Below are 15,063 nucleotides of genomic sequence, written 5' to 3'. Positions count from 1 at the left end.
TAACGAATCAAATCAAAACGCTAAAAGTCGGAGAAAGCGGATATTTTTATGTTTTGGACATGAAAGAGGGAGATACAAAAGGTAATTTTCTTATACATCCTACATTACAAGGTCAGACTTCGCTGAAATTAACGGATGCAAACGGTAATCCTATTTTTAAGCAAATGCTAGAGAAAAAAGAGGGCGGATCGATTGAATATCAATCGAATGAAGGGGATAAACGTGTCGATAGATTCGCTGTCTTTACCCCCTATAGCGACTGGAAAATCATGATAGTCGCTACGGGGTTGACCAGTGAAATCACGAGAGACGCTACAACTTTAAAAAATACGGTTGTAATTTTAGGGATCGTTAGTGCCTTTGTGATTGGTATCGCGATGTATTTTGTATCCAATTTGATTTCGCCATTAAGTGAGATCGGCAATAAACTGTTTACTTCAGCCAATCAAAAAGATCTAACCACCCATTTTAATGCAAAAAATAATGATGAGATAGGGATTATGGCTAAAAGCATTAATTCGTTATTCGAGTCTCTTAGAAATACAATGGAGGGGATTAAACATTCCTCCAATGAAAATGCGGCGGTAGCAGAACAGTTAAGCGTAACTTCTTTGGGAATATCCAATAGGGTGGAAGAAGAGACAAAACTGATTGATGAGACCAATACTATGGCTCAGGAATTGAAAGGGGTTATCCTTACCTCATTAGAAGAGAGTTCGAAAACAAAAGAGGAAATTGTTTTTGCTTCTCATAATATAAAAAGCTCAAGAGATATTATTCTCAAAATGGTTTATAGTATCAATGAAGCATCTTCTAGAGAACTCATTTTGGCCGGGAAGTTAGATGAATTATCAAAAAATGCCGATCAGGTAAAAGGGGTTTTGTCGGTCATCAGCGATATTGCGGATCAAACAAACTTATTAGCCCTCAATGCGGCGATAGAAGCCGCACGTGCAGGTGAACACGGCCGAGGTTTTGCTGTAGTGGCAGATGAAGTAAGAAAGCTGGCGGAGCGAACTCAAAAATCTCTGACAGAGACAAACCTGTCAATAAGTGTCATTACCCAATCCATTATTGATGCGAGTGAAGATATAAATATTAATGCCGCAAAAATGCATGAGATATCCATGTCTTCCAATGAGGTTGAAGAGAAGATCAATAAAATGGCAAGTGCTATGAATAACGCTTCTGAATCTGCCGATATAAATTTTAATAGTGTGCAAAATATAACAAAAATGATGGAAACGGTAGGAAAAAAACTTCAAAAAGTGGATGAGATATCTTTTGAAAATGCACGAAGCGTAGAAGAGATTGCCTCAGCCACGGGGAATTTATACAGATTGGCGGAAGTTTTAAGAGGACAGCTCGGAGCATTTAGAACATAACTCTATTGCCTATGAGACACCTTAATGCTAAGGGTAAAGGGTAATCAAAATGGCCGAATCATGCTGATCGGCCAAGCAAGACAATACAATATCGGTAATTTTCTGCTGATGGATGCGATCTTATTCAAAGCATCCAAACGCAATGTTGGTGATATGGTATTCCTTATGACTTCTACTGCGGAATCGAAACAATCTTTTGAGTAAACGTATCATGTTGTACCTTTCTTGCAAAGAGAATTACTCTTTGGTTCTAGTAAGCATTTGCTCATAAATAAAAGTGATCGTTTGAGCGTTCACTTTAACGAAGATTCTTCGGCAGGGAACATCTGACTTCAGGGTTACATGACTGATATTGTTCAGTCTGTTTTGAGTCTGATTTTGGAGAACTTAAGAAGTATGCCGATATTCGTATGAGAGTTTTATAAGCATTTTTTTTCGCTTGATTCTCTTCAGTTTTTTCTTTGCAAAATCCAATCAGAGCACTAAGATGAATAAAAAATGCATTTAAAGCAGAAAAAGGATTTAGTATGTCGGATATAACGGAAATGGATCAGAAAAAAGAGTTGGCAAAGTTGAAACGTTTAGCGATAGAAATCGCCTCTGAAATCCACGATATCGTCGAAGACGCGGTGTGGACGAATCACGTTAAAATGCCTGAACTTGCGCAAAAGCTTTATGAAGCGGTTGAAAAGGCCAATGCCTACAAAGCGGAGCATTCCCTCTAAGGGTTTAGATGATGGCTACCAAAGAAGAAGTCTTGGCACGTGAAATCTGCGAATGCGGCAACAAGAGTGTTGCCGAAGCGATCACCATTTTTCAAGAGACCTCACTTCCGTATAAAAAAGCAAAGAAACTCGTCACAGAGTGTGACAAGAGCTGTTGTCGCGCAGCTCTTATCAGACTTTTTGATATGGCGTATTTCGGAAAATTCGATTATGATGAGATCGAGCGGCTGATACAGCTGCGCCATGACAAATTGGGTGAAATACTAGAACGGATGAAAACCGGACGATGATCGTTCGTTACGCTGCCTATAACGATATTCCCGAAATGGCGAACTTGCTCTGTGAGCTATTTAGTATTGAAGATGACTTTGCCGTCGATGCCGAAAAACAATGTCGCGGATTGAAACTTTTGCTCGATACGCCGAATGCGGTCGTTTTGATTGCCGAATGGGATGGGCGCGTTGTCGGTATGATATCGATGCAGTCTCTTGTCTCTACGGCGATAGGAGAACATGTCGGACTGATCGAAGATATGATCGTCACACACTCATATCGCGAGAAAGGGATCGGATCGTCTCTGCTGGAAGCGTTGATCGCAGAGTCTGCGAAAAAAAAATACGGTCGGCTTGCCCTCGGGGCCGACAACCGCAACAGCGGCGCTATCGCATTCTATCAAAAACACGGATTTACAACCAGCCATATGGGGCTAATGTATCGTCTTCGATTGTCATACTGAAATAACTTCTTCTATAAAACATAATCTACAACCCTTCTAAAACCTACAAAATCGATTGTGTCCGACCCCTGCAAGAGCCATTCCTACAAATTTGTCTGCAAAGTGTCATTTTGTCGCTTTGTTGGATGAAATGTCGCAAAAAACCTTAGAACACCCCTTGCATCAACCTAAGTGAAGTTCACAAAAAGGGGTTAACATGGCTGGAGCAGCTAGCTTGCGACAAATCGCGTTCTACGGAAAAGGTGGGATCGGTAAATCTACCACATCTCAAAATACATTGGCAGCAATGTCACATTACTTCGGTAAAAATATTATGATCGTTGGTTGTGATCCGAAAGCGGATTCAACTCGTTTGATTCTTCACGAGAAAGCACAAGATACTATTCTTTCTCTTGCAGCGGAAATGGGAACAATTGAAGACGTTGAGATGGAACAAGCTCGTCTTTGGGGTAAAGGTCTTTTCGATCGTGAAACTCCGGGCGGTTGGATCAACTGTACAGAGTCTGGCGGACCAGAACCGGGAGTTGGTTGTGCAGGTCGCGGTGTTATTACAGCGATTAACTTCCTCGAAGAAGAGGGTGCATACGATGAAGACGGTTTGGATTTCGTCTCTTATGACGTTCTTGGTGACGTTGTTTGCGGCGGATTTGCTATGCCGATTCGTGAAGGTAAAGCACAAGAAATTTACATCGTTATGTCAGGTGAAATGATGGCGATGTACGCGGCTAACAACATCTCTAAAGGGATTTTGAAATACGCAAACACCGGTGGAGTACGTCTTGCAGGTCTTATCTGTAACGCTCGTATGACTGACAAAGAGTACGATTTGGCACTAGAGCTTGCTCAACGCCTTGGAACTCAATTGATCCACTTCGTACCACGTAACAACATCGTTCAGCATGCTGAGCTTCGCCGTATGACGGTTGTTGAATACAGCCCATACTCTGACCAAGCTCGCGAATATAAAGAGCTTGCTCGCAAAATCGTTTATAACGATATGAAAATTATCCCTACTCCAATCAGTATGGACGAACTCGAAGACTTGCTTCTTGCTTTCGGTCTTGAAGACGAAGTTGACGAATCACAAGTCGGTAAAGCAGCTCACGAAGCGTAATAAGTCACGTTACCCCGAGGGTTCCTCTTTTGAGGAATCTTCAATGGCCGTCATGAAAATGACAAATAACATCTTGTTAATAATGAAAAGAAAAGAACAGAAAAAGGAGATTAGATGTTTGTATTAGGTTTTCACTTCCCAGCTTCAATGGGGAATATTATTCCAGACGAATTAGTTGCAGAAAAAATTGCCGGTGTTGATATCAGTGACGTTAAAGAGATCAAACTTTTGATGGGTACAAAAGATAAAGATAAAGAGTGGTTGAGCTACACGAACAAAGATACTTTCTTGTTCCGTGCTATGGTTCACTACTTCAAAGAAGAGAATCCGGATAAAGCACAAAAATACATGATCTACATGAACCGTTACCAAATGTCTGCTATTTCTAAACGTGTAGATGCAGCGGATGATGAAACAATGAAATTGTGTCACAACTTAGATTCGATGGAACAATTCCGTATCGAAGTCGCGTAAGGAAGGGGTGTATTATGGGTCCAGAAACACTAGAAGCTAAACAAAAAGCGGCCATTGAAGAGATCTTAAAAGCGTATCCTGAGAAAGCGGCGAAAAACCGTGAAAAACATCTCGGTGTCGGATCTCCCAATGATGAAAATCAAAAAACCTGCGGTGATGTCCGCTCAAACAAAAAAACCGTTCCGGGTGTTATGAGCCAACGCGGTTGTGCTTATGCAGGGTCTAAAGGGGTTGTATGGGGTCCGGTCAAAGACATGATCCATATCTCTCACGGTCCTATCGGATGCGGTCAATACAGCCGTGCAGGCAGACGTAACTATTATATCGGGGTAACCGGTGTTGATACTTTCGTTACGATGAACTTCTCTTCGGATTTCCAAGAGAATAACATCGTTTTCGGTGGAGATAAAAAATTGGGCAAGTGTGTCGATGAAATCGAAGTACTTTTCCCACTTAATAACGGTATTACATTCCAATCAGAGTGTCCGATCGGTTTGATCGGTGATGATATCAATGCCGTAGCGAAAACAAAAGCAAAAGAGATTGGTAAAACGATCGTTCCGGTTAACTGTGAAGGTTTCCGTGGGGTATCTCAATCATTGGGTCACCACATCGCCAATGACGCGGTTCGTGACTTTATTTTTGACGGTGATCTTAGCCATATCAATACTAGTGATGTTACACCGACTGAGTACGACGTTGCAATCATCGGTGACTATAACATCGGTGGTGATACATGGTCTAGCCGTATCCTTTTAGAGGAAATGGGTCTCCGTGTTGTTGCACAATGGTCTGGAGATGCGACTCTTAAAGAGATGGCATTGACACCAAAAGTTAAATTGAACTTGCTTCACTGCTACCGTTCAATGAACTACATCAGCCGTCACATGGAAAAAGAGTTCGGGATTCCTTGGATCGAGTATAACTTCTTCGGACCGAGCCAAACGATCAAATCACTTCGCAAAATTGCTGCTTTCTTCGACGAAAGTATCCAAGCAAAATGTGAAGAAGTTATCGCTAAATACCAACCGATGATCGATGCGGTTATCGCAAAATATAAACCGCGTCTTGACGGTAAAACGGTTATGTTGTTCGTCGGCGGTCTCCGTCCTCGTCACGTTATCGGTGCTTACGAAGATTTGGGTATGGAAGTAATCGGAACCGGGTATGAGTTCGCTCATGATGATGACTACAAACGTACAAAAGAAGAGATTTTCCGCTCAACCGTTATCTACGATGATGTCAACGAGTATGAGCTTGAAGCGTTCGTTAAAAAACTTCAACCTGACCTGGTAGCTTCTGGGATCAAAGAGAAGTATGTATTCCAAAAAATGGGTCTCCCATATCGCCAAATGCACTCTTGGGATTACAGCGGACCTTACCACGGATACGACGGATTCGCGATTTTCGCACAAGATATGGATTTAGCAATTAATTCACCTGTATGGGCTCACAGTAAAGCACCATGGGAAAAGGAAGGTTGAGACGATGCAAGAAGTAGAAAAAATCGTAAACGGGAAAGACCTGTTTAAACGCCCAGAGTACGCAGAAGTACTCGCAAACAAAAAACAATTCGAATCTTCTATGCTCGCAATCAACCCTGCGAAAGTAGATGAAATCGCTGAGTGGACTAAATCATGGGATTACCGTGAGAAAAACCTTGCTCGTGAAGCGATCACCGTCAATCCTGCAAAAGCATGTCAACCTCTCGGGGCTGTCATGGTTGCTCTCGGATTCGAAGGTACTATGCCTTACGTTCACGGTTCACACGGTTGTGTAGCCTATTTCCGTTCATACTTTACTAAACACTTCAAAGAGCCGACTCCATGTGTTTCTGACTCTATGACTGAAGATGCTGCGGTATTCGGTGGTTTGGTAAACATGAAAGAGGGTCTTAAAAACTGTGCTGCAGTGTATAAACCTAAAATGATCGCGGTTTCAACTACCTGTATGGCAGAAGTTATCGGTGATGACTTGCAAGCGTTTATCCTTGCTGCAAAAGAAGAAGATAAAGGTGAGTTTTTACCTGAAGAATATCCGATCCCTTATGCACATACTCCTTCATTCGTAGGAAGCCATATCACGGGTTATGATAACATGATGCACGGTATCATGTCACAACTCACTGAAGGTCAAAAAGGTGAAACGAAACAACGTATCAACATCATCCCTGGTTTTGAAACGTATATCGGAAGCCTCCGTTCAGTAAAAAGCATCGTAGAAGCATTCGGCACAGACTATATCATGTTGGGCGACCACTCTGATCAATGGGATATGCCGGCAGGTAACTACGAAATGTTCCAAGGCGGAACAAAAATTGATGATGCAAAAGATTGTATTAACTCTTCTGCAACAATCTCTCTTCAAAAATATGCAACGTCTAAAACGATGAAAATGGTCGAAAAACGTTGGAAACATGCTGGTGGATTCTCTAACCCGATCGGTCTTAAAGGGACGGATGAGTTCGTAATGAAACTCGCAGAATTGACTGGAACTGAAGTTCCACAAAAACTTAAAACTGAGCGTGGTCGCCTTGTCGATGCTATGCAAGACAGCTATCCGTACATGCACGGTAAAAAATTCGCTATCTGGGGTGATCCTGACTTCCTTCTCGGAGCCGTTTCATTCTTGTTAGAGATGGGCGCTGAGCCGACTCACGTTCTTTGCCACAATGCACCAAACGGTTGGGAAGCTGAGATGAGAGCATTGCTCGATACCTCTCCGGCTAAAGACAGTTTGAATGTATGGGCTGGAAAAGATTTGTGGCACATGCGTTCACTCCTCTTCACTGAACCTGTCGATTTCATGATCGGTAACAGCTACGGTAAAGAGTTGATGCGCGACACCGGTACTCCGTTGATCTACATCGGATTCCCGATTTTCGACCGTCATCACCTACACCGTTACTCTATCAGCGGGTATGACGGAGCATTGAATCTTCTTACTTGGATCACGAACAAAGTTCTTGATCAGTTGGATGAAGATACTAAGCATATCGCTACTACTGACTATTTCTTCGACCTCGTTCGCTAAGCGGATATCATTTGAACGCCAATGGAGCAAAGCTCCATTCGGCTACGCTAGCCGCTATGGTACTAAAGCTTGCCTCTTAAGAGGCAGAATTTCCCCGCTCGGGGACAAAACTTCATTGATTCTCGTCACTTTCCCTCTTTTATGAGGGATTTTTTTGATTCAGTTTTTGTCGAAAAATTTAATCAAACAAATAGGATGATTTATGGCAAGCGTTCATGATAAAATTAAAACCGAAGTCATGAGTGAAGTTTATGCGAATATTGACCGAATCTATGATTCGATTGAGCAGCATTTCGAGCTTGATGAAACGCGGCGAAGTAACGTTATTAAAAGTCTCAATACTCTCAAAGATGAACTCTATTTTGTGGTTCAGACGACTCCGCTTTCGTAGTTAATCTGCTTTTGTTTTATGATGGTACATTGCTTTGTCGGCAATTTCTATGACCGTGTTGATATCGGAACCTTGAGTGAATGGAGCCATTCCGTAAGCAAAATTGATTTTAAACTCATTCTGATCGACTTTAAAATGAATGTTATTGCAGTAATCTAATATAGCATCCATTTTTGTTTTGATTTCACTCTGGGAAACTTTGGCATCAAAGATGATCATAAATTCATCTCCTCCGTAGCGGACGACACGTCCTCCGCTCTCTTTGAGTTTGAATGCAATGTGTATAAGAACTTTATCTCCGACAACATGCCCGTAGCTGTCGTTGATCTGTTTGAATTTATTGAGATCAACCATAACAAGGGTACCGCTCTCACGGATCGAAATACGATCAGAATTACAGACGGTATCTTCAAACCATTTTCGGTTATAGCTTTTGGTCAAGCCGTCTTCATATATGATTTTTTGGAGTTCGTGGATCTCGTCTTGGAGAGCTTTGGTCTGCAGGAGTACCATTTTCAATGACTGTTTATCTTCGGTTTCGATGGCATGTATCGCATCATCGGTACATTTCGTGAGGGTGATCAGATGACGTACCATTTTTTCATCGAGCATTTCGGAGTTGATGACTTGATTGGGTTTTAGCTCAATGTGATGGGAACGTGCTTTTTCAGCATAGATGCGATTGTACTCGGCAGGGAAAACAATTTTTAGTTTTTGGATGCTCTCTTTAACTTCATTGGTAATATCTATGTGTTCTTTATACAAATCGCTCATCTTCAACCATACCTAATTAAATCTCGTTATATGTACTATTGTATCTATTTTTTCTCTATATGCAGTTAATTAGATATGATTGTTCTTTTTTAAGAACGATTCTATTGTTTCGACATCCATCGGCTTGTAAAAATAGTATCCTTGGATAGAATCAATATCGTGTTGATGCAAAAACTGAAGTTCTTCCGCCGTCTCTACACCCTCCGCAAGTACTTTCATCCCCAGCCCTTTGGCTAAAGCAATAATCGTTTTAACGATAGTTTGATTTTTCGGCTCATTGGTGATATCTCGAATAAACGATTGATCAATTTTGAGTTTGTCTATGGGGAGATTCTTCAGATAGGAGAGGGATGAATAGCCTGTCCCAAAATCATCGATAGAGATAAAAAAGCCCCGTTTTTTAAGGGTACGGAGCAGTTCGATAATGTATTGCGGATCCTCTAAAATCGAGCTTTCCGTAATTTCAAGTTCAATCGATTTCGGATTGCAATGCGTTTCGGATATGACTCGATCAAGGGTAGTGATAAAATCAGCATTGGAAAGTTGACGCGCCGAAATATTGATAGCGACACGTCCGTTTAAAAGACCGTTTTTCTCCCATCGAGCCGCATCTGAGCACCCCTGTCTCAAAACGAATTCTCCGATCTCCAAAATGAGTCCGCTCTCTTCGGCAATGGGGATGAAGAGAGCGGGTGAGACCGCTCCATCAGGTGTAAACCATCGACATAACGCTTCCGCCCCGATGATTTTTCCGCAGATGTGATCGACTTGAGGCTGGTAGTGCAAAGAAAGTTCACCGCTTTGAATCGCTTTTTTCAGATTGGTGGATAAGATTGTTTTCTGTTTAGAGTCATCGGTAAATTTCGATTCATAAAAACTATAGGTATTTCTGCCGGTTTTTTTCGCATTGTACATTGCCGCATCGGCTTTTTGGAACAAATCTTCGCTGTTGGTTGCATCGTCGGGATACATAGCGATTCCGACACTCGCCGTAATATAGATATCAATATCGCTAATACTGAACGGATGATGCAGCGTATTGACCAGATTCTGCATCATCAGATTAATCTGATTCTCTTCGTCATTATATTCGACAATGATGACGAACTCATCACCGCCTGTCCGCAGGATATGGGAATTCAACGGTGCAATAATTTTTAAGACTTCGGCTACACGAATCAAAAGCTGATCTCCAAATCGGTGTCCGTAAGAGTCGTTGATCTCTTTAAAACCGTCTAAATCGAGAAATAAAAAGGCGAATGGAGTCGTTTGTGAACATTTGATTTTCAGATATTCGATCAAGCTTAGGCGATTCGGCAATCCGGTAAGGGAATCATGGTGTGCCATAAAATCAAATCGGTCTTTTTCATCGGATAAGCGGTTTTGATACGCTTTTTGCTCGGTAATATCGATAAACGTAATGACGGAACCGATCGTTACCGTATTTTGAATAATCGGAGATACCGTGATATAAACAGGAAACGGTGATCCGTTATGGCGGATAAATACATCTTCAAGTTTGATTGCTTGAGCGTCCACTACTGCAGCTTGAATCGGGCAACTACTACCGTCATAGGTACCTCCCTGCGCATATTGATAGTGAAAAAGAAGATGAGGCATATTCCCTAAGACCTCCTTTTCACTCAGTTCCAACATTTTGAGTGCGGCATTGTTGATATAGGTACATTTATTGGTGGTATCAACGGCATAGACACCTTCTGCGATATTATCAAAGATAGTTTGGTGTTTAAGGAATTTGATTTCATTATTTTTACGTTCGGTTATATCACGGGAAGAAGCAAAAATATAGTTCTTTCCGTCAATAATAATCCCTTTGGCATGAATCTCAACGTCAATGACTGAACCATCTTTTTTCGTATGTTTGGTATCAAAAATAGTCATGTTTTGCAAAAGGTCATGCATTCTTTTATGGATATATTCAGGATTAAAATAGTGATCCCAGTCATACACATTCATTGTCTTCATCTCTTCACGAGTGTATCCAAGCATAGCCGCAAATGAATCGCTAAATTGATAGAGGACTCCATTTAAATCATGGATATGTATTCCATCGCTTGCAGTCGATAAGATGGATTCGATTTGTTTATATTGATATCTAATGCGTCGTGATGATATGAAATAGTAGAGGGTGAAAAGGGTACTGCCAATGGATAGAAGTGCAAAAAATGAAATGACAAAAAGGCTGTTTTCCTGAAGAATCTCTTTCAGTGTCGGCGGATTGTTAAAAGGGTAAGTATGAAATTTTTGCATTAATTCACGGATACTTTGATACGAGAGCGGAATACTGAATGTATGGAAATCTTTTGAGGCATCGGTCGTGACATTGTAGAGGGCGATGGTAAACTCTTTTACCGTTTCATTGGAGGGACGAGACGTCGATGCGACTGCCCATTCCGGATACAGCAGTGTTGAATGAGCATACGGAAAGTTTTTATCGGTGCGCGGGGAGATGACCGTGAGTTCATCCTTTTTAAGTTCCCCATTTTCGATCATCTCTTCGATATAGCCGGTTCGTAGAAAGGCTACATCGGCTTTGCCCGCAAGTAATGCTTTGATGACATTTTCTGAGGGTTGACCGACGTAAAGCATTCTACAGTCTCGTAAAATATCAATGCCGGCTTTTGAAAGAGTCTCTTGCTGCATCAGCATGGCAGCCGTCCCCTTTTTATGGGTGGTAACGATTGTTTTTCCTCGGGTATCGGAGAGGGACTTAATGTCATGACGCTTGGAAAGTGTGACAATAACTCCACCGTAGAGGGTAAGATGTTCCCCTCCGGCTTTGATTTGGCGTACCAAAGAAGCTATGTTGGTAATGCCGTATTTATATTCTAATTCGACAAATGCTCCCGGATGGACTATGACAAAGTCAAGGGCATTCTGGGCGATAAGTTTGTCCAAATCCTCTAAAGAAGCAGAGGTGATATTGACTTCGAGCGTCGGATTATAGGCGTGTATTTCATCGGCAAGCGGTTGCCAGATTATTTGATTTTCAGCGATGGATCGAAAGGAGAGGACACCGACATGAATTGTTTTTGCTTGCAGTTCAGAGATGAAGAGGATAATAATAAAGAATAGGGTTATACGCATGCGCACCGCCTTCCTATAAGTGGTTTATTATAGCGTATATTATGATGGTTTAATTAGACATTTTTACAATTGTTTCTAATAATGCAGCTTCATCCATCGGCTTATAATAATAATATCCTTGGATAGAATCGACACCGCATATGCGTAAAAACTCCAGTTCTTCAACACTTTCAACCCCTTCTGCAATGGTCACCATCCCCAACCCTTTTGCCAGAGCAATGATGGTTTTAACGATGGTCTGATTTTTAGGTTCCATTGTGATATCACGGATAAAAGAGATATCGATTTTGAGTTTATCGACAGGAAGATGCTTGAGATAGGATAAGGATGAATAGCCGGTTCCAAAATCATCGATAGAAATTTTAAACCCTTTGCTTTTGATTACACCGAGCAACGCAATAATTTTTTCAGGATATTCGAGGATAGAACTCTCTGTAATCTCTAACTCGATCCATGCAGGATTACACCCTGTCTTATGGAGCAGTTCTTCAATCTGAAGTAAAAAGTTTTGGTGGATAAGCTGTTTCGCGGAGATATTGATAGCAATTCTGCCGCTAAATATCCCTTTGCTCATCCAACGCACCGCGGTTCTAAACCCTTCTTCCAAGACAAAAGATCCTAATTCAATGATCAATCCACGCTCTTCAGCGAGAGGGATAAAGATCGCAGGCGGGATCATTCCCTCATCCGTGTTCCATCGTACAAGAGCTTCTACCCCCGTTATTTTTCCTGAATTTGGATTGATTTGAGGTTGATAATGGAGGATAAGATCATGATTGGAAATGGCTTTTTTGAGATTGGAAGCAAGGGTGGTTCGTCCTAATACTTCTTGGGTCAGACCGTCATTATAAAAGTTATAGGTATTTCGCCCAAAACTTTTAGCTTTGTACATCGCTGCATCGGCTTTTTGGAGGAGTTCTCCATAGTTAGAAGAATCATCCGGGTAGAGGGAAATCCCTATGCTTGCCGTGATATAGACTTCGATTTGATCGATATTAAAAGGATCGTTGAGTGTTTGAATGAGACGGTTCATTTGCGTCTGAATCGAGTGCTGATCTATTTTTGATTCTAATAATAGGACAAATTCATCGCCGCCGGTACGGATGATGATAGTATCCTTCGGGAAAAGATCTTGCAGCAGCTTTGAAAAGAGGATCAGTACCTGATCGCCGAAACGATGACCGAAAGAGTCGTTGATCTCTTTGAATCCGTCCAAATCCAGAAACATCAATACAAATGGGACAATCGGTGTTCTATCGCTTTTTTCTTGGAGAATTTCTATTAAACTGAGGCGGTTAGGGAGGTCTGTAAGCGGATCATGATGTGCTAAATAATCAAAATGTTCTTTCGCCTTCAAAATTTCCTGTTCATTTTCTCTGGCTTTGGTAATATCGCGATAAATTCCATAGATACCGAATAACTCTCCCTTTTCTGTCGTCAGCAGCCCTTTTGTGACCCAATTTGTACGTATTACTCCATTGGGCATCACCATTATTTCTTCATGTTCTGTAAAAGATTTTTTTTCCAGTAGTTCATTATCCATTGTATTGATCAGTTTTGCAGTTTGAGGAGGGAAAATATCATCGGCGGTTTTTCCTATAACCTCATTGATGGAGAGTCCTGAAAGTTGTGCCGCAGCTTCATTGACAATAAAATACTGTTTATTCAGCCCTTTTATAACAATAGCATCGGAAGAGCTGTTGATGAGAGAATTTAAGAGAGCATTTTTTTGTTCTATAAGCGTTTGATCTGCTTTTTGTTTTGCAAGTTGTTCTGAAAATTCAAAAAATTTTTGATATAAAAAACGGTAGCTTAGTAGAAAGAGTAATACAGTCGTAATGACAATGAATAACCAACCTTTATAATTTTGAAGAAGAGTAAGCTCATGGGAATTCCCTGATGATAAGAGTTCGACTGCATTATCGGAAAAATAGATCCATCCTATCCCAAAAATGAGATACAAGGCAGAAAGCTGAACCGCATTTTTAAAGCTTTGTAAATGTTTTAGTGCCATTGCGTTGCCTCGTTATATGTCTTAAAATGATTATAGCATAACCTAATAAAGGTGTTCTGGAACACTCTATGCAGGTTTAGAACTATAAATTTATTGTTTAAGGATTCTTCCATGGAACACCACGTTGTTATTGAAAAGCTATGCAGCTGTGCTAAAAAAGAGGAGATGTCGCAAATCACTACCTTTGATTCCAAAGAGGGTGCTCATGAAGCGGCACAAACACAACTGGCTTATATGCAAGGACATTTTTGCGGTAAACATGAATTTCAACTTGTTGAAGTGAATGAGAATTATGTCATCGGCATGGTTGGCGGCTGCGGCTGTAAAGGATAAGGGATGGAACACCATATTGTCGTTGAAAAGTTGTGCAAATGTGCCATCCGTAAAGGGATGCCCCAAATCAAAACGTTTGATGATAAAGAAAACGCCATGCGGGTTGCACGTGCTTGGGCGCAGGAATTGAACGAGAGTTTTTGCGGGCAGCACTCTTTCGGAGTTGTAGAGGTAGATGAAAACTTTGTTATTACTGTCGGTGAGGGGAGCTATTGAAGTTTCATAAAAGACAATATTAAGTAGAATAAAACAATTTTATTGTACTAAGGCATTGGCAGGGATGAAAAAATACTATTACGGTGCCGTCGCATTTTATCTTTTGGCGTTGGTTTCGTACATAACCTATCAGTATTCTGCCCAGCGTTCAGAATTGATCACCAAGATCGATCAGAAACTGATCCAGTGTGCGAGTGTATCCGATCAGCTTTTATCTTCATCTCTCCATACTCCTGATATGAATGCCGAATCGATCACATCGGAGCAGGATCTTCACAATCGTCTTTCTCTTTCACGATTTGCTGAAACTATGAAGGTCAAATATGTCTATTCCTTTATTATTCAAGAGGGGAATAAAGTTTATTTTACCTCCAGCAGTGCAACACCTGAAGAGCTTAAAAGCGGTGATGATATCAGTTATTATTTCGATGAGTATACGGAAACTACTCCGGGATTGTTCAAAGCGTTTGAAACTCGTAAAATGCAGTTCGAGGAGTCTGTAGACCAGTGGGGGCATTTCCGGTCGGTCTATTTGCCCCATATTTCGCCAAGCGGACGTTTTTACATCACGGGTTCTGATATCGAAATCAGCAATATTGATGCGCAATTACATGCGCTTTTAGTCAAAGCCTTCAGAGATACCCTTTTTTACACATTGATTTTAATTCCGTTTTTTATCGCTTACCGGATGCATAATCTGACGATCCAAAAAGAGCTTTCTCGACAAGTTGATGAACGGACAGAAGATCTGCAAGAACGT

Annotated in this window: 15 protein-coding genes; 12 read left to right on the top strand and 3 right to left on the bottom strand. The window is 41.2% G+C overall.

Translation table 11 applies throughout. From position 1 onward, the window contains the following. From Q0C19_RS06065 to Q0C19_RS06025, 9 genes are all read left to right on the top strand, one after another. A partial coding sequence (locus tag Q0C19_RS06065; RefSeq protein WP_295053910.1) for a methyl-accepting chemotaxis protein occupies positions 1-1,385 on the top strand: 1,385 nt, incomplete at its 5' end. Between the two features lie 527 nt (positions 1,386-1,912). Then, entirely contained in the window at positions 1,913-2,110 is a 198-nt protein-coding gene (locus Q0C19_RS06060; RefSeq protein WP_295053907.1) for a CCE_0567 family metalloprotein, read from the top strand. A gap of 8 nt (positions 2,111-2,118) precedes the next feature. Then, on the top strand, positions 2,119-2,400 hold the full coding sequence (locus Q0C19_RS06055; protein ID WP_295053905.1) for a hypothetical protein: 282 nt from the start codon (positions 2,119-2,121) through the stop codon (positions 2,398-2,400). Further along, complete coding sequence (locus tag Q0C19_RS06050) at positions 2,397-2,846, top strand: GNAT family N-acetyltransferase (RefSeq protein ID WP_295053903.1); 450 nt, start codon at positions 2,397-2,399, stop codon at positions 2,844-2,846. The genes Q0C19_RS06055 and Q0C19_RS06050 overlap by 4 nt, the downstream gene beginning before the upstream one ends. Positions 2,847-3,042: 196 nt before the next feature. Continuing rightward, the gene (gene nifH, locus Q0C19_RS06045) at positions 3,043-3,960 is read left to right on the top strand and encodes a nitrogenase iron protein (RefSeq protein ID WP_295053901.1); all 918 of its coding nucleotides are present in this window, start codon (positions 3,043-3,045) and stop codon (positions 3,958-3,960) included. A gap of 114 nt (positions 3,961-4,074) precedes the next feature. After that, positions 4,075-4,434, top strand: coding sequence for a hypothetical protein (locus Q0C19_RS06040; protein ID WP_295053897.1), 360 nt, complete (start codon positions 4,075-4,077; stop codon positions 4,432-4,434). 14 nt (positions 4,435-4,448) lie between these two features. Next, complete coding sequence (nifD, locus tag Q0C19_RS06035) at positions 4,449-5,918, top strand: nitrogenase molybdenum-iron protein alpha chain (RefSeq protein ID WP_295053894.1); 1,470 nt, start codon at positions 4,449-4,451, stop codon at positions 5,916-5,918. Positions 5,919-5,922: 4 nt separating this feature from the next. Next, complete coding sequence (nifK, locus tag Q0C19_RS06030) at positions 5,923-7,467, top strand: nitrogenase molybdenum-iron protein subunit beta (RefSeq protein WP_295053891.1); 1,545 nt, start codon at positions 5,923-5,925, stop codon at positions 7,465-7,467. Between the two features lie 202 nt (positions 7,468-7,669). Continuing rightward, on the top strand, positions 7,670-7,858 hold the full coding sequence (locus tag Q0C19_RS06025) for a hypothetical protein (protein ID WP_295053888.1): 189 nt from the start codon (positions 7,670-7,672) through the stop codon (positions 7,856-7,858). Here the strand turns inward: Q0C19_RS06025 and Q0C19_RS06020 are convergent, their stop codons facing one another. The 3 genes from Q0C19_RS06020 to Q0C19_RS06010 form a co-directional block, all read right to left on the bottom strand. Beyond that, the gene (locus Q0C19_RS06020; RefSeq protein ID WP_295053885.1) at positions 7,859-8,632 is read right to left on the bottom strand and encodes a GGDEF domain-containing protein; all 774 of its coding nucleotides are present in this window, start codon (positions 8,630-8,632) and stop codon (positions 7,859-7,861) included. A gap of 69 nt (positions 8,633-8,701) precedes the next feature. Continuing rightward, a complete protein-coding gene (locus Q0C19_RS06015) occupies positions 8,702-11,740 on the bottom strand; it encodes an EAL domain-containing protein (protein WP_295053882.1) in 3,039 nt (1,012 codons plus the stop codon). A 49-nt stretch (positions 11,741-11,789) separates the two neighbouring features. Then, the gene (locus tag Q0C19_RS06010; RefSeq protein WP_295053880.1) at positions 11,790-13,754 is read right to left on the bottom strand and encodes an EAL domain-containing protein; all 1,965 of its coding nucleotides are present in this window, start codon (positions 13,752-13,754) and stop codon (positions 11,790-11,792) included. Between the two features lie 111 nt (positions 13,755-13,865). On the opposite strand from Q0C19_RS06010, the gene Q0C19_RS06005 reads away from it, so the two are divergent. The 3 genes from Q0C19_RS06005 to Q0C19_RS05995 form a co-directional block, all read left to right on the top strand. Beyond that, complete coding sequence (locus Q0C19_RS06005; RefSeq protein ID WP_295053877.1) at positions 13,866-14,087, top strand: hypothetical protein; 222 nt, start codon at positions 13,866-13,868, stop codon at positions 14,085-14,087. A gap of 3 nt (positions 14,088-14,090) precedes the next feature. Further along, complete coding sequence (locus Q0C19_RS06000) at positions 14,091-14,303, top strand: hypothetical protein (protein WP_295053875.1); 213 nt, start codon at positions 14,091-14,093, stop codon at positions 14,301-14,303. A 64-nt stretch (positions 14,304-14,367) separates the two neighbouring features. Continuing rightward, positions 14,368-15,063: hypothetical protein (locus Q0C19_RS05995; RefSeq protein ID WP_295053872.1), on the top strand; the 696-nt coding region annotated here is incomplete at its 3' end.

This window comes from Sulfuricurvum sp., assembly GCF_023250475.1.
In the GTDB taxonomy this organism is placed as follows: domain Bacteria; phylum Campylobacterota; class Campylobacteria; order Campylobacterales; family Sulfurimonadaceae; genus Sulfuricurvum.
This window is presented reverse-complemented; position numbering and strand designations above follow the sequence as displayed.

Excerpts from the sequence above, each read along its gene's own strand:
- nifD (WP_295053894.1), top strand. The coding sequence starts at position 4,449 with ATGGGTCCAGAAACACTAGAAGCTAAACAAAAAGCGGCCATTGAAGAG.
- Q0C19_RS06010 (WP_295053880.1), bottom strand. The coding sequence starts at position 13,754 with ATGGCACTAAAACATTTACAAAGCTTTAAAAATGCGGTTCAGCTTTCT.
- Q0C19_RS06015 (WP_295053882.1), bottom strand. The coding sequence starts at position 11,740 with ATGCGTATAACCCTATTCTTTATTATTATCCTCTTCATCTCTGAACTG.
- Q0C19_RS06040 (WP_295053897.1), top strand. The coding sequence starts at position 4,075 with ATGTTTGTATTAGGTTTTCACTTCCCAGCTTCAATGGGGAATATTATT.
- Q0C19_RS06055 (WP_295053905.1), top strand. The coding sequence starts at position 2,119 with ATGATGGCTACCAAAGAAGAAGTCTTGGCACGTGAAATCTGCGAATGC.
- Q0C19_RS06060 (WP_295053907.1), top strand. The coding sequence starts at position 1,913 with ATGTCGGATATAACGGAAATGGATCAGAAAAAAGAGTTGGCAAAGTTG.
- Q0C19_RS06020 (WP_295053885.1), bottom strand. The coding sequence starts at position 8,632 with ATGAGCGATTTGTATAAAGAACACATAGATATTACCAATGAAGTTAAA.
- nifH (WP_295053901.1), top strand. The coding sequence starts at position 3,043 with ATGGCTGGAGCAGCTAGCTTGCGACAAATCGCGTTCTACGGAAAAGGT.
- Q0C19_RS06050 (WP_295053903.1), top strand. The coding sequence starts at position 2,397 with ATGATCGTTCGTTACGCTGCCTATAACGATATTCCCGAAATGGCGAAC.
- Q0C19_RS06025 (WP_295053888.1), top strand. The coding sequence starts at position 7,670 with ATGGCAAGCGTTCATGATAAAATTAAAACCGAAGTCATGAGTGAAGTT.
- Q0C19_RS06005 (WP_295053877.1), top strand. The coding sequence starts at position 13,866 with ATGGAACACCACGTTGTTATTGAAAAGCTATGCAGCTGTGCTAAAAAA.
- Q0C19_RS06000 (WP_295053875.1), top strand. The coding sequence starts at position 14,091 with ATGGAACACCATATTGTCGTTGAAAAGTTGTGCAAATGTGCCATCCGT.
- nifK (WP_295053891.1), top strand. The coding sequence starts at position 5,923 with ATGCAAGAAGTAGAAAAAATCGTAAACGGGAAAGACCTGTTTAAACGC.